Source organism: bacterium, assembly GCA_024742285.1.
GTDB lineage: Bacteria > Myxococcota_A > UBA9160 > UBA9160 > UBA4427 > UBA4427.
The window spans coordinates 172987-187351 of record JANSYR010000011.1 but is presented as its reverse complement, the minus strand read 5'-3'; the positions used below and the strand labels follow the sequence as shown (position 1 = coordinate 187351).

Genomic DNA, 14365 nt, shown 5'->3' with positions numbered 1-14365 from the left:
AACCGCCGGAATCAGAGGCCGATCCGCCCGGCCAATCGCCCGCGCTGGTGCGCGGCGTCGCCGAAGAGGAGGTCCGTCGACTTCGCCCGGCGGTAGTAGAGGTGGGCCGCGTGCTCCCAGGTGAACCCGATCCCGCCGTGGATCTGGATGTTCTCCGCCGCGACCTGCAGGAACGCCTCCGAGCAGTAGCCCTTCGTGAGCGCCGTGATCTCCTCGAGGTCGTCGCCGGAGGCGGCATCGGCCGCAGCGAAGCTCGCGTAGTAGGCGGCCGATCGGGCCGACTCGAGCTCGAGCAGCATGTCGGCACACTTGTGCTTGATCGCCTGGAACGCGCCGATGGGGCGACCGAACTGGAAGCGGTCCTTCGCATACTCGACCGCCATGTCGAGGCAGCGCTGGGTCGCCCCGACCTGCTCCGCCGCTAGCGCGATCGTCGTCCGATCGAGCGCGCGAGAGAGGCTCGCCGCCGCGCCGCCCTCCTCGCCGACCAGCGTCGCCTCGACGTCGTCGAAGCGAAGCGTGGCCAGCTTGCGCGTCATGTCGAGCGCCGGGACCGGACTTCGCTCGAGGCCCGGGGCGTCCCCTCGCACGAGGAAGAGACTCACGCCGGCCTCCGAACGCCCCGCGACCAGGACGACGTCGGCGACGTGGCCGGAGAGCACGTAGCGCTTCTCGCCGGACAGCCGGAACGCGCCGTTCCCGCCCTTCGCCGAGAGGGTGACGGACGTCGGGTCCCAGCTTCCCTCGGCTTCACAGAGCGCGAGAGTCGCGATCTGTTCACCCGACGCGATGGCGGGCAGGACGTCCGAAGCGGCCTTCTCGTCGCCGGCCTCGACCAGCGCATTCACCGCCAGCACGGCGCTCGCCAGGAAGGGCGAGCCGAACAGGAAGTGCCCCATCTCCTCGAGCACGATCGCGAGCTCGACGGGGCCGAAGCCCTGGCCTCCGTGCGCCTCGGGGACGATCAGGCCCTGCAGCCCGAGCTGCCCCGCCATGTCCTTCCAGACGGCGGGGTCGTACCCGCCGTCGTCGTCCATCCATTCGCGGACCGACGTCTCGGTCGAGTGGGTTTCCAGGAAGCGCCGGACCATGTCGCGGAACTCGCGCTGCTCGTCGCTGAACTCGAAGACGGCGCTCATGCCCGTGCCCCCCGCATGCTCTGTTGTCGCCGCGTCGATTCCGCGAAGGTGAGCCCCTTGTCCGCGCGCTCCTCCCTCGGCAGTCCCAGGATCCGCTCCGCGCAGATGTTGCGCTGGATCTCGTCGGTCCCGCCGTAGATCGAGCTGGCCGGGGCGAACAGGAACGCATCCACGAAGCGCGCCTCCTCACCCTCGGCGACGAGGCCCTCCGCTCCGATCAGGTCCATCGCGATCTCGACCGACAGCTTCACGATCCGCGTCTGCGCGATCTTGCTGATGCTGCCGATCGCCCCGCCCCCGCCGTGCCGCGCCTCGGCCTTGGCGCGCCGGGCGTTCCAGGCGCCGGTCTGGATGAAGCTCCAGAGTCGCGCGAGCTTGTCCCGCACGATCGGGTCCTCGTGCCGCCCCGTTCGTCGCGCGAGCTCGATCAGGTGCGGGAAGGCCACGATCCGGTAGCGATCCTCCGGCTCGTCCCCGGCCGCATCCCCCGCAAGCCGACCGAGCGCCCCGCCCTTCGGTCCGGGCTTGGGGAAGCCGGCGTGCCCGCCGCCCGCACCGATCCCGGTCCGCTCGAAGAAGAGCGTCGACTGGGTCACCGCCCAGCCGTTGTTCATGCCGCCGATCAGGTCCCGGTCCTCGCAGATCGCGCCGTCGAAGAAGACCTCGTTGAACATGATCTCGCCCGTCATTTCTCGCAGCGGCCGCACGGTCACCCCGGGCTGGTCGAGGGCGAAGGCGAACCACGAGATCCCGCCGTGCTTCGGCTGATCCGGGTCGGTCCGAGCGAGGAGCATCCCGTAGTCGGACTCGTGGGCCATGCTGCTCCAGACCTTCTGCCCCGTGATGATCCAGCGATCCCCGTCCCGCTCGGCGCGCGTCGAGAGGCCGGCGAGATCGGAGCCGGCGCCGGGCTCGCTGAAGAGCTGGCACCAGTTCGTCCGCCCTTCGAGGATCGGCGTGACGTGACGATCGATCTGGTCTTCCGTCCCGTGCCGCAGGATCGTCGGCGCCGCCATGAGCAAGCCGAGGCCGCCGGGCGGTCGGAGCGCGCCGTGTTCGGCGAAGATCGAGCGGACCCGTGCGTCGGCGTTGCGCGGCATTCCGCGCCCGCCCTCCTCCGGGCTGAAGTGCGGCGCGGCCCAGCCCGCGCGGCCCACCTTCTGCCACCAGTCCTCGACGCTGAGACCCGGGTCCCAGTTCTCGTCGAGCCAGCCGCGAACGGTCTCGTCCAGGTCCGGCGAAACCACCGAATCCGACATCGGAACCCTCCTTCTCGGCGGGGCTCCTCGAGGAGCGCCGCCGTCGTCGCGCGGCGCGCGTCCGGCGCGTCCGCGACGGATCGCTTCAGTCTTCGTCCTCTCCGAAGAAGAACGAACGCGCGTTGCCGCGCAACCAGTTCTCCCGAACGTCGTCGGGCAGATCGAGCTTCTCGGCTTCGCCGAGCGTCCGCTCCCAGCCGAGCACGGGGTAGTCGGACGCGTAGATGATCCGATTCCGTCCGCGGGTCCGCATGAAGTGGAGCAGCGACTCCGGCAGGTACTTCGGCGACCACGCCGAGGTCATCAGGCGAAGGTTCTTGTACTTGCCCATGAAGCGGATCGCGAGATCCCACCAGGGCTCGGCCCCATGGATCATGCACAGCTTCAGCTCCGGGAAGCGCTGGCAGACCCGGTCGAGGTGGATCGGATTCTGCGCCTCCGCCGGAAGCGGTGGCCCGGGGATACCCGTGTTCATGCAGAGCGGCAGGTCCAGCTCGCAGCACTTCGTATAGAGGGGGTAGTAGACCGCGTCGCTCGCCGGATAATTGCCATCGCCCCAGAAGCTGGGTCCGACCGCGACGGTCGAGACCGGGTGGTTCCGGACCACGTCCTCGAGCGCGCGGAGGGAAGGCATCGGCCGAAGGAGGTCGAGGCCTCCGACCGCGAGCGACAGGCGATCCGGCGCCTTCTCCGCATAACGCATCGCACGATCGTCCTCGACGCCGAGCTTCGATGTCATGATCGCGCGCTCGATGCCGTGCTCGTCCATCTCGTCGAGCAGCTCGTCGAGCTCGGGACTCTTGAAGAAGGAGTCGCCGCCCTTGAAATAGTCCTCTTTTACCCGGACCATCCAATCGGGCGGTTTCTGGTCGCCCAGGTTGACGTTGATCAGACAGTCGATCGCGCGATTGGCCAAGGGGCGCCCTCTGCTTCGGGGTTTGCCGGGACTGGAGGTGGCTCCGGCCAGCGGTCGCACGACGAGGGATCACGCGCCTCGGCACGACCGGGCCGCTTGCTACGATCACAATATCAAATATCATATTCGAATCAAACGTCGGCGCCGAGGCGCCGCCCACCACCAGCCGGGGCCCCATGTCCGACCCTCGCGTGCTTCTCGACAAGGACGAGGCGACGCACGTCGCCCGTCTGACGCTGAACCAACCCGAGAAGAAGAACTGCTACGACCCTCCGATGCGGCGCGCGATCGCGGAAGCGATGCGCGACGTGGCCGAGGACGACGACATGAAGGTGCTGCTCCTGCGCGGAGCCGAAGGCATCTTCTGTACCGGCGCGGACATGCGCAACGCGTACACCTGGTACGAGAGCAAGGGAGACGACCGGCGACCGAGCCAACGTCGCAAGATCGCCGTCGACCGCGAGAGCTTCTCCTTCTACCACGACTACATCGGCTTCCCGAAGGCGACCGTCGCGCAGGTCGAGAGCTACGCGCTCGGCGGCGGCTTCGAGCTCGCCCTCGCCTCCGACGTCTCGGTCGCGAGTCCGGAGACGAAGATCGGCATGCCGGGCGCGCGCTTCCTCGGTCCCGCCATCGGCAATCTCCATCTCTTCTTCCATCGCCTGGGTCCCGTCCTCGCCAAGCGTCTCCTGCTCACGGGCGAGGTCATGCACGTCGCCGACCTTCCGAAGCCCGACGTCTTCTCCGACGTCGTCCCCGCGGATCGCGTCGCCGAGCGAGCCGAGGAGCTCGCTCACTTGATCGCGCGCATGCCAGCGGATGGACTCGTGATCGCGAAGGAGGCCTTCCGGCTCGTCGAGCAGACCCAGGCCTACCAGGGCGAGGAGTCCGCCAGCGTGCTCTTCCACGCCTTCGCGACGAATCTCCGATTCGAGAAGGACGAGTTCAATTTCGTCCGCGAGCGCAGCCGCTCCGACGCGACCTCGACCTTCATGCAGCGAGACGCCCACTTCTCGGGCGACGAGAGCTGAGTCGACCCGATCGCGGACCGCCCTCCCCTCCCTCTTCACCGCCCAGGCACCCCCACCATGGACTTCCATCTCGACGAGGACCAGAGCGCGCTCCAGGAGACCGTGTCCCAGTTCTGCGAGAGTCGATGGCCGATCGACGGACTCGCCGAACGCCCGCACGACGCCTTCGATCGGAACGCCTGGAACGAATTCGTCGACCTCGGACTCCCCGGCCTGCTCGCCGACCCGTCCCACGGCGGCCTCGGGCTCGGCTGCGTCGAGGCCAGCATCGCCTTCGAACAGCTCGGTCGGCACCTCGTCCCGGGCCCCCTGCTCTGGTCGGTCCTCGCGGGTCTCGTCGATCCGGACGTGGCCAGCGGGGCGTCCATCGCCACCGGGGTCGATGCACGCGGAGCCGGTCCCTGGAGCGTCGAACACGTGCATGCGTCGGACGTCGTGCTCGTGCTGCGCGACGACGCGGTCGTGCGGGTCGCACGCGAAGTGATCGACGTGGACGTGGCCGACGAGCCCCTCGATCCGCTGACGCCCACCGCCCTGCTGGCGGCGCTGCCCGACGGCGAGATCGTCGCAGGCGCGGACGACGCCCTTCGACTCGCGCGGACCGGCACCATGCTGGCGGCCTCCCTGCAGCTCGGAGTCGCCCAGTCGGCGCTCGACGTCGCCGTCGCGTACTCGCTCGAGCGCGAGCAGTTCGGCGTGCCGATCGGCTCCTTCCAGGCGCTCAAACACATCATGGCGGACATGTACGTCCGCATCGGACTCGCGCGGAGCGCGGCCTACGCCGCCGCGGCGGTGCTCGACGATCCCTCGGTGGGTCATCTCGACCGCAGCCTCGCCGGCGCGAAGCTGCTGGCGGGCGAGGCGGCCGTCGAGAACGGCAAGGCGGCCGTGCAGATCCTGGGCGGCATGGGGTTCACCTGGGAGATGGCACCTCACTTCTTCCTGAAACGCGCGATCGCGCTCGATCACGACTTCGGAAGCCCGAAGCGACACGCGCTCGCGATCAGCGAGAGCCTCGCAGGGGAAGCCTCTTGAGCGCGGAACCCGTTCGCGTCGCCCGCGACGAAGGGATCCTGCGTCTCGTCCTCGACCGCCCCGAGCGGAAGAACTCCCTCACGCCCGACGCCGTCCGGACTCTCGTCGAAGCGCTCGAGGAAGCGGCCACCGACGACGCCGTCCGTGTGGTCTCGATCGAGTCGAGCGGACCGGACTTCTGCACCGGCGCGGACGTGGTCGCCGCCAACGCGGGGTCCGAGAAGCGCGAACGGCCGCCCGTCGGCAGCCTCCAGCGCCGCACCGCGCTGCAGGCCCACCGCCTGATCGACATGATCACGACGATCCAGCGCCCGGTCGTCTGCACCGTCCGCGGCTGGGCCGCGGGACTTGGCTGCCAGCTCGCCCTCGCCGCCGACTTCACGATCGCGGCGGACGACGCGGTCTTCTGGGAGCCCTTCGTTCCGCGCGGCTTCACGCCCGACAGCGGCGCGTCCTGGTTGCTCCCCCGCCTGATCGGCGTCGCCCGCGCCAGGTCCCTGCTGATGCTCGGAGAGAAGATCGACGGAGCCCGCGCCGCCGAGTGGGGCATGATCCTCCGAAGCGTTCCCGCCGACGCCCTCGAGCGCGAAGCCGAAGCGCTCCTCCGTCGACTCGCCGAGAGCGCCACCGTCGCGGTCGGACTCACGAAGAGGTCGATCCACGGCGCCCTCGACCGCACCCTCGTCGAAGCGATGGCGGACGAAGCCTTCGCGCTCGAGCTCTCCTCCCGAACCGAAGATTTCCGGGAGGGCCTCGCGTCCTTCCGCGAGCGTCGAGAACCCGATTTCAAGGGCCGCTGATCATGGACTACGAGAACATCCTCTACGAGGTGCGGGATCGCACGGCGATCATCACCTTCAACCGCCCGAAGCAGCTGAACGCGCTGAGCCCGCACATGGTCGAGGAGCTCCGTCAGGCCTACGCCGCGGCCGAAGCCGACGCGGACGTCTGGACGCTCCTGATCACGGCCAACGGACGCGCCTTCTGCGCGGGCGCCGACGCGACGGAGATCCCGGAGGACGGACGGGTCATCTATCCTGACCCCTACCTCTCGACCTACCCGCAATGGGAGGCGCCCCAGGAGGCGACCCCGCCCTTCCGCTCGATGACGAAGCCGGTCGTGACGGCGGTGAACGGGATCTGTTGCGGGGCCGGGCTCGACCTGCTGACGACCGGCGACATCTCGATCGCCTCCGAGCGCGCGGAGTTCTTCGACCCCCACGTGAGCATCGGTCTCGTCTCCGGCCGCGAGTCCGTCCGCCTCGCGCGGGTGCTGCCGGTCGGCGTCGCGATGCGCATGGCGTTGATGGGCAAGCACGAGCGCATGAGCGCCGAGCGCGCCTACGCGCTCGGACTCGTCTCCGAGGTCGTGCCGCACGACGACCTCTTCGACCGCGCGGTCGAGATCTGCGCGACGGTCAACCGGAACGCGCCCCTCGCCGTTCGCGGCACGCGACTCGCGATCCGCAAGAGCCTCGACGTGCCGCTCCACGAGGGCGAGATCCTCGCCGAAGCGTTCCGCGAGCGCGTCGTGCGCACCGACGACGCCAAGGAGGGACCGGCCGCGTTCGTCGAGAAGCGCGAGCCGAACTGGAAGTGCTCATGAGTCAGGATTTCGAGACGATCCTCTACGAAGTCTCCGACGATCGCGTCGCGACGATCACGCTCGACCGCCCGGAGGTCATGAACGCCTTCAACCGGCAGATGTGCGAGGAGATGCGCGTCGCCTGGAAGCGGATCAAGGACGACCCCGAGGTGAACGCCGTCGTGCTCCGGGCGGCCGGGGATCGCGCGTTCTGCGCGGGGCTCGACGTCAAGTCGAGCTACGGCCAGCCGGACGACATCTGGAACCACGAGGACCCGGGCGAGCTCTTGAGCCCCAAGTGGCAGCAGGTCTGGAAGCCGGTCGTCTGCGCGGTCCAGGGGATCTGCACCGCCGGGGCCTTCTACTTCGTGAACGAAGCCGACATCGTGATCTGCTCGAGCGATGCCACTTTCTTCGATTCGCACGTCTCGGCCGGCCTCGTCTGCGCGCTGGAGCCCATCGGCCTGATGCGCAAGATCGGGCTCGGCGAGACGCTTCGGATCGCGCTGCGCGGAAACGACGAGCGCGTGGTCGCGGAGACCGCGCTCCGCATCGGACTCGTCACCGAGGTCGTCGAGCGCGAGGCGCTCTGGGAGCGCGCCCACCAGATCGCGCGCGAGATCGCCGCGAAGCCCTCGGTCGCGACCCAGGGCACGGTTCGCGCCATCTGGGAATCCCTCGACCGGCCCTACCGGGCGGCGATGGAGCAGGGACTGATCTACACGCGTCTCGGCAATCCGACCGGGATGGCCGAGGTGGCCGAGAACCCGCCCGCGCGGCGCGCCTGGGAGCGTCGATGACGCTCGGCGCCCACCCCCTCGCGGAGCGGATCCGCGCCGTGCCCCGGATCGACGCGAACGCGCCGGCGATCGAGTACGAAGGGCGCTGGCACGACTGGGGCGCCGTCGCCGACGCGATCGACCAGGTCGGCCCGGTCGTGACGGAGCCCGGCCGCCAGGTCGGCGTCTTCCTCCGCAATCGCCCGAGCCTCGTCGGCGCCCTCCTCGGCGTCGTCGCCGCCGGCGGCTGCGTCGTCACCATCAATCCCGAACGCGGCGTCGAGCGAACCCGCGCGGACGTCGCCGACCTGGACGTCGACGTCCTGCTCGGCCTCGAATCGGACGTGGAGGCGCTCGTCGAGGCCGGCTCCGACACGCGCACCCGGATCGAGCTCCCCGACCTCGGCGACGAGACGATCGTGCGTGTCGAACGATCGGTCGATCCGCCGGCCACGCCCCGCCCGGCGACCGCGGTGCGCATGCTGACGAGCGGAACGACCGGCACGCCGAAGCGGATCGATCTCGACTACGCCCTCTTCGAGCGGGTCTTCCAGGGCGCCAAACACTACGAAAGCAACAAGGCCGACGACCTGCGGCTACGCAAGGGCGTCGCGATCATCAACGCGCCTCTCGTGCACGTGAGCGGCATCTTCCGGACGCTCCAGTGCGTCCTCGACGGGCGATCGTTCTGCCTGCTCGATCGCTTCCGGGTCGACGCCTGGCTGGACGCCGTGCGCCGCCATCGGCCCCGTACGTCGAGCCTCGTCCCCACGGCGCTGCGCATGGTGCTCGCCGCCGACATCGATTCCGCCGACCTCTCGAGCCTCAAGTCGATCGTCTGCGGCACGGCGCCCCTCGACCCCGAAGATGCGGACGCCTTCTTCGAGCGCTTCGGAATCCCGGTGCTCGTCTCCTACGGCGCGACCGAATTCGGCGGCGGCGTCGCCGGCTGGAACGTGAAGGACCATGCGGCGTACTGGAAGGAGAAGCGTGGCAGCGTGGGCCGCGCCCACCCCGGCTGCGAGCTCCGGATCGTCTCCGAGAGCGACGGCCGGATCCAGGGGGCCGACGAGCCGGGCCTGCTCGAGGTGAAGGCCGCGCAGCTCGGCGGCACCGACTGGACACGCACCACGGACCTCGCGCGAATCGACGAAGACGGCTTCCTGTGGATCCTCGGCCGAGCGGATCAGGCGATCATCCGCGGGGGCTTCAAGGTCCTGCCCGAGACCGTGCAGGCTGCACTGGAGCGTCATCCCGACGTCCGCGGCGCGTCCGTCGTCGGGCGTCCCGACTCCCGCCTCGGCGCGGTTCCGGTCGCTGCGGTCGAGCTCCGCACGACGGGCGCCGTCCGCGAAGCGGACCTCCTCGGCTTCCTGGGGTCCCAGCTCGCCCCCTACGAAGTGCCGTCCGAGATCTGCATCGAGCCGAGCCTGCCGCGAACCGCCTCCGGCAAGGTCGACCTCCAAGCGGTCGCCGCTCTCTTCGACGCGTCCGCGCAAGGCGACGCCGGGGCCGGGACGCCTTCCCGAACGAACGGAGCCTCCGCCTGATGGACCTGCGCTACTCGCAAGCGGACGAAGCGTTTCGCCAGGACGTCCGCGCCTGGCTCGAGAAGGAGGTCCCCGCCCACGGTCCGCCTCCGCCGCCGGACGACTGGCCGGCGCGACGTCGCTACGACACCGCCTGGCAGCGCAAGCTCTTCGACGGCGGACTCGCCGGCCTCCACTGGCCCGCCGACTTCGGCGGCCGTGGTCTCCCGGTCACGCAGCAGCTCGTCTATCTCGAGGAGTACGCGCGCGCCGATGCGCCCTACATCAGCGTCAACTTCGTCGGTCTGATGCACGCGGGCCCGACCCTGATCGCGGAGGGCACGGACGAGCAGCGACGCACCCACCTCCCGCGGATCCTGCGCGGCGACGATGTCTGGTGCCAGGGATTCTCGGAGCCGGGCGCGGGCTCGGACCTCGCCTCCCTGCGCACCCGGGCGGAACGCGACGGCGACGCGTACGTCGTGAGCGGACAGAAGATCTGGAGCACCCGCGCGCACGTCGCCGACTACTGCGAGCTGCTCGTTCGGACCAACCCCGACGGTCCCAAACACAAGGGTATCACCTGGCTGATCCTCGACATGAAGAGTCCGGGGCTCGAGGTCCGGCCGATGAAGACCCTCGACGGGGAGAGCCACTTCTGCGAGCTCTTCCTCGATCGCGTCCGGATCCCGGTGTCCAACCGCGTGGGAGACGAAGACGACGGCTGGCGCGTGACGAACGTGACCCTCCGCTTCGAGCGGGGGACGGCCTTCGCCCAGCACATCATCACGCTGCGGACCCAGGTCCGCCGGCTCGTCGAGCTCGCACGGTCCGACCTCGCGAGCGCGGAGTCCGGCTGGAGCTCGGACGAGATCCGCGGGCGGATCGGGCGCCTCGAGGCGCAGATCGAGGCGCTCTGGCGGATGACACAGATGTGCATCTCGGAGGCCGAACGGACCGGCGCACCCGCACAGTTCGGCTCCGCGGTGAAGCTCCGATACAGCGAGCTCAGCCAGGAGATCGCGTCGCTCGCCCTGCGTCTGGTCGGCCGGCCCATCCTCACGCGCAAGGACGTCGCGGGCCTGCCCGTCTCCGACGTCGTGCGCGAGTTTCTCTGGTCGCTCCAGTACACGATCGCCGCGGGCACGTCGCAGATCCAGCGGAACCTGATCGCCGAGCGCATCCTCGGGCTCCCCCGCGGCCGATGACGTCGCCGCGCGCGAAATGGGTCTTCGGCAACGGCGCACTCGAGGAGACGGGTCGCTTCGCCGCCGTGGCGCGTCGCGTGATCTCCGCCGCGCTCCAGCAGGAGGGTCCGTCCCACGCCCTCGCCGATCTGACGGACGCGCTCGAGCGGACCGCGGAGACGCTCGAGGCCGCGCTCCCGCCCCACCCCCATCCCCGCGTGGGCGCCCACCTCGAGGAGGACGGCCGCGTCTACCTCGATCATTCGCGGAACGTCGGGGACTACAACCCGTGCTTCCCGGTCTTCGCGCTCGAGGTCGACGGCGACCGGGCCGAAGGCTGCGTCCGCTTCCCGGTCGCGTTCGAGGGGCCCCCGGGCCTCGTCCACGGCGGCTTTCTCGCGGTGCTCTTCGACCTCGCGATCCAGCAACACAACTGCGACGTCGGAGCCACCGGCAAGACCACCCGGCTCGAGGTCGGCTACAAGGCCCCGACTCCCCTGCTCACGGACCTGCGGATCGAGATCGAACGGGTCGAGTCGGACCGCCGCATCCAATCGGAAGCGCGGCTCTTCGACGGCGACACGCTCTGCGCGACGGCGACGATGCGCGCGGTCGCGAGCAACCAGGACGACCTCCCCGCCGTCGATCCCCGGAGACCGGTATGAGTCATCCGATCGTCGATGCAGGCGACGACCTGCCGCTCACGCTCCCCGCGCTGCTCGCCGCGCGGGCGAACGAGCCCGGGGACTTCGTCGTCGTCGACGACGAACGGCTCGGCTATCGGGAGGCGGAGGCACGCTCCCGTCCCCTCGCACGCGGCCTGCTCGCGAAGGGCGTCGGAAAGGGCTCGTTCGTCGGGCTGCTCTACCCGAACGGCGCGGACTTCGTCGTGGCGTGCCTCGCGGTCCTGCGGATCGGCGCGATCGCCGTGCCGCTCAGCACCTTCTCGCGCCCCCGCGAAATCGCCGAGCTCGTCCGGAACGCGTCGGTCGACGTCCTGCTCGCCGCCGACGGCTATCGACGCAACGACTTCGTCGGGGCGCTTCGCGAGGCGTTTCCCGAGCTCGACCTCGCGCACGCCGGCGAGCTCTGGTCGACCGTCGCCCCTTGTCTGCGCCGCATCTACTTCGACCCGGCGCCCTCCGACACCCACCCCGACTGGACCGGTGGCGCCCTGCTCGCCGCCGCGGCGTCCGTCTCCGACGAGGTCCTCGCCGCCGCCGAGCACGACGTCGCCCCGTCGGATCCGATGGTCGTGATCCACACCTCCGGCTCGACCAGCACGCCCAAGGGTGTGCTCCACGCGCACGGTGCCCTGATTCGTCACGTCGACAACCTCAACGAGAACCGACGCTACGGGCGCGACGAAATCCTCTTCTCGAACTCACCCTTCTTCTGGATCGGCGGCTTCGCCTACACCCTCCTCGGAACGCTCCTCGCGGGCGCGCGACTCGTCTGCTCGAACGCCGAGGAGCCGGCCCGCGTGCTCGACCTGCTCGAGCAGGAGCGGCCGACCATGGTGAACGGCTTCGCCCAGTCCGTCGCCCACCTGCCCCGGGATCCCACGTTCCCGACCCGCGACCTCTCGTCCATCCGGCGCGGCAACCTCTATCCGATCCTGCCCGCGGCCCTCCAGCCGAAGGATCCGGGACTGCGCCACGGCATGCTCGGCATGACCGAGGCGGGCAGCGTCTGCCTCGACGCGCCCGACGAAAACGACCTTCCGGAGAGCCGACGCGGCTCCTTCGGCCGACCGGCCGTCGGCTTCGAAGCGCGCATCATCGATCCGGAATCGAGGGAACCCTGCGCCACGGGCGCCGTCGGCGAGCTCCAGTTCCGCAGTCCCTTCCTGATGCAGGGCTACCTCGGTCGTGAGCGCCACGAGACCTTCGAGCCCGACCAGTGGTTCCGCACGGGAGACCTCTTCCACGTCGACGCCGACGGTCTCCACTACTTCCATGGACGGGCGGGGGCGATGATCAAGACCGCCGGCGCCAACGTCTCGCCCCTCGAGGTCGCGGCGGAGATCGCCGACCTCACCGGCTGCACGGCGCACGTGATCGGCCTGCCCGACCCCGAACGGGGCCAGCGCGTAGCCGCCGCCCTCGTCTCGGACGAGGAGATCGACTTCGCCGCGCTCGCGACGGCGCTCCGTGATCGGCTCTCCGCCTACAAGGTGCCCCGCAGCTTCCTGCGACTCGGCGAGGACGACGTACCGCTGATGTCGAGCGGAAAGCTCGACCTGCGGGCGCTGGAGAAGTGCTTCGATGGACATTGAGAGCCCGACCCTTCCGGCCCTGCTGGCCGTGCGGAGCGCCACGGCGGGCGACGCGATCGCGATCGTCCACGACGACGCGTCGATTTCGTATCGCGAGCTCGACGCGCGAAGTCGGGAGATCGCCGGGCGGCTCGTCGCGGACGGCGTCGGCCCCCACGCGCGGGTCGCCCTGCTCCTCGAGAACGGGATCGACTGGGCGGTTGCGGCCTACGGCGTGGCACGGCTCGGGGCCGTCCTCGTCCCGCTCTCGACGCTGCTCCGCCCCCCGGAGCTGGTCGCCCAGCTGAAGCAGGCCTCCGTGACCCACCTGATCGCCACCCCGGCGTACCGCGGACGCGACTACGTCGACGAGCTCGAGTCGGTCGTGCCGGGGGTCGTGACGACGACGGCGGACGGGGGGCGCGTCCCGGAGCTGCCCGCGCTGCAACGGGTGTGGAAGGCCGATGCGCTCCCGACCCGAACGGCTCCTCCGGAGATCGTCGAGGCCCTCGAGGCGGCGGTCCGCCCTTCCCACGACTTCCTCATCCTCTTCACGTCGGGCAGCCGCGGCGCGCCCAAGGGCGTGCTCCACACGCACGGCAACGCGATCCGCGCCGTCGCCAGCGGCCTGGAAGCCCGCTGCATCGGTCGCGGCGAGCGCCTCTACATCCCCATGCCCTTCTTCTGGACGGGCGGCCTCGCGGGCGGACTCCTGACCGCGCTCGTGGCGGAGGCGACGCTGCTCGGCGAGTCCGACCCGACGCCGGCGAGCACCCTCGCCTTGATCGCGCGCGAACGCGTGACCCTCTTCCGGGGCTGGCCGGACCAGGCCACCCGGATCGCGGCCGACCCGGCCTTCGCCGAGACCGACCTGTCGAGCCTCGGAGGCGGCAGCCTCCCCGCGATCCTCCCCGAAGCGCGCCGCCCGCGACCCGGCGCCCGCGCCAATCTCTTCGGTATGACCGAGACCTTCGGCCCCTACTGCGGCGCCGCCGCGGACCGTGACCTCCCGGAACACGCACGGGGCAGCTGCGGTCGCCCCTTCGACGGAATCGAGGTCGGGATCCTCGACCTCGAGACCGGAGCGCTCGCCGCCCCGGGCGAGCAGGGCGAGATCGCCGTGCGGGGGCCGAACCTCATGAAGGGAATCGTCGGTCGGCTGCGGGAGGACACGTTCACCCCCGACGGCTACTACCGGACGGGCGACCTCGGCCTCCTCGACGAGGACGGCTACCTCTTCTTCAAGGGGCGCGCGGACGACATGTTCAAGGTGAGCGGCGCGACGGTGTATCCCTCGGAGGTGGAAGCCGCGCTGCGCAGCCACCCGTCCGTCGCCCAGGTCTTCGTCACCAACGTCCGCGATCCCGAGACCGATCGTGACGTCGTCGGCGCTGCGATCCTGTGCCGCGAAGTGTCCGACGCGGCGGCGCTCGACCGATTGGCCCGCGAACGGCTGAGCGCCTTCAAGGTCCCGAAGCGCTGGGTCCAGCTCACGTCGCTCGACGAGGTCCCGATGATGGCCACCGGAAAGGTCGACAAGAACGGCCTCCAGGCGCTGATCCGGTCGTCGGGGGTCTCGGCCTAGACGACTCGCCGACGCCGAGGCGACGGGGTGCGCGCTGAGGCCGCGGGCGCGAAGGTCCGCGGG

Annotated in this window: 13 protein-coding genes; 10 read left to right on the top strand and 3 right to left on the bottom strand. The window is 70.2% G+C overall.

All coding sequences use genetic code 11. The features are described from left to right. Positions 1–11: 11 nt before the first annotated feature. From NXI30_19655 to NXI30_19645, 3 genes are all read right to left on the bottom strand, one after another. Positions 12–1139, bottom strand: a complete 1128-nt coding sequence (locus NXI30_19655) for an acyl-CoA/acyl-ACP dehydrogenase (GenBank protein MCR9096447.1) — start codon at positions 1137–1139, stop codon at positions 12–14. Then, a complete protein-coding gene (locus NXI30_19650) occupies positions 1136–2398 on the bottom strand; it encodes an acyl-CoA dehydrogenase family protein (GenBank protein ID MCR9096446.1) in 1263 nt (420 codons plus the stop codon). Before NXI30_19650 ends, NXI30_19655 begins: the two co-directional genes overlap by 4 nt. Positions 2399–2483: 85 nt before the next feature. Beyond that, a complete protein-coding gene (locus tag NXI30_19645) occupies positions 2484–3314 on the bottom strand; it encodes an amidohydrolase family protein (GenBank protein MCR9096445.1) in 831 nt (276 codons plus the stop codon). 176 nt (positions 3315–3490) lie between these two features. Here NXI30_19645 and NXI30_19640 point away from each other — a divergent pair, with 176 nt between their 5' ends. Genes NXI30_19640 through NXI30_19595 form a run of 10 tightly spaced genes read left to right on the top strand, consistent with a single transcriptional unit; the run spans position 3491 to position 14302 of the window. Then, positions 3491–4345 carry an enoyl-CoA hydratase/isomerase family protein gene (locus NXI30_19640; protein MCR9096444.1) on the top strand — a complete coding sequence of 285 codons (855 nt, stop codon included), beginning with the start codon at positions 3491–3493 and terminating at the stop codon, positions 4343–4345. A 57-nt stretch (positions 4346–4402) separates the two neighbouring features. Beyond that, positions 4403–5380, top strand: a complete 978-nt coding sequence (locus NXI30_19635; GenBank protein ID MCR9096443.1) for an acyl-CoA/acyl-ACP dehydrogenase — start codon at positions 4403–4405, stop codon at positions 5378–5380. Continuing rightward, on the top strand, positions 5377–6180 hold the full coding sequence (locus NXI30_19630) for an enoyl-CoA hydratase-related protein (GenBank protein ID MCR9096442.1): 804 nt from the start codon (positions 5377–5379) through the stop codon (positions 6178–6180). Before NXI30_19635 ends, NXI30_19630 begins: the two co-directional genes overlap by 4 nt. Before the next feature lie 2 nt (positions 6181–6182). Beyond that, the gene (locus NXI30_19625; protein MCR9096441.1) at positions 6183–6986 is read left to right on the top strand and encodes an enoyl-CoA hydratase/isomerase family protein; all 804 of its coding nucleotides are present in this window, start codon (positions 6183–6185) and stop codon (positions 6984–6986) included. Next, positions 6977–7765, top strand: coding sequence for an enoyl-CoA hydratase/isomerase family protein (locus tag NXI30_19620; protein ID MCR9096440.1), 789 nt, complete (start codon positions 6977–6979; stop codon positions 7763–7765). Before NXI30_19625 ends, NXI30_19620 begins: the two co-directional genes overlap by 10 nt. Then, complete coding sequence (locus NXI30_19615) at positions 7762–9294, top strand: fatty acid--CoA ligase family protein (GenBank protein MCR9096439.1); 1533 nt, start codon at positions 7762–7764, stop codon at positions 9292–9294. The genes NXI30_19620 and NXI30_19615 overlap by 4 nt, the downstream gene beginning before the upstream one ends. Further along, positions 9294–10481: an acyl-CoA dehydrogenase family protein gene (locus NXI30_19610; protein MCR9096438.1), complete on the top strand. Its 1188-nt coding sequence runs from the start codon at positions 9294–9296 to the stop codon at positions 10479–10481. The genes NXI30_19615 and NXI30_19610 overlap by 1 nt, the downstream gene beginning before the upstream one ends. Continuing rightward, complete coding sequence (locus NXI30_19605) at positions 10478–11125, top strand: PaaI family thioesterase (protein MCR9096437.1); 648 nt, start codon at positions 10478–10480, stop codon at positions 11123–11125. Before NXI30_19610 ends, NXI30_19605 begins: the two co-directional genes overlap by 4 nt. Further along, entirely contained in the window at positions 11122–12738 is a 1617-nt protein-coding gene (locus tag NXI30_19600) for an acyl--CoA ligase (GenBank protein ID MCR9096436.1), read from the top strand. The genes NXI30_19605 and NXI30_19600 overlap by 4 nt, the downstream gene beginning before the upstream one ends. After that, positions 12728–14302, top strand: coding sequence for an acyl--CoA ligase (locus NXI30_19595; protein MCR9096435.1), 1575 nt, complete (start codon positions 12728–12730; stop codon positions 14300–14302). The genes NXI30_19600 and NXI30_19595 overlap by 11 nt, the downstream gene beginning before the upstream one ends. The last annotated feature ends 63 nt before the right edge of the window (positions 14303–14365 follow it).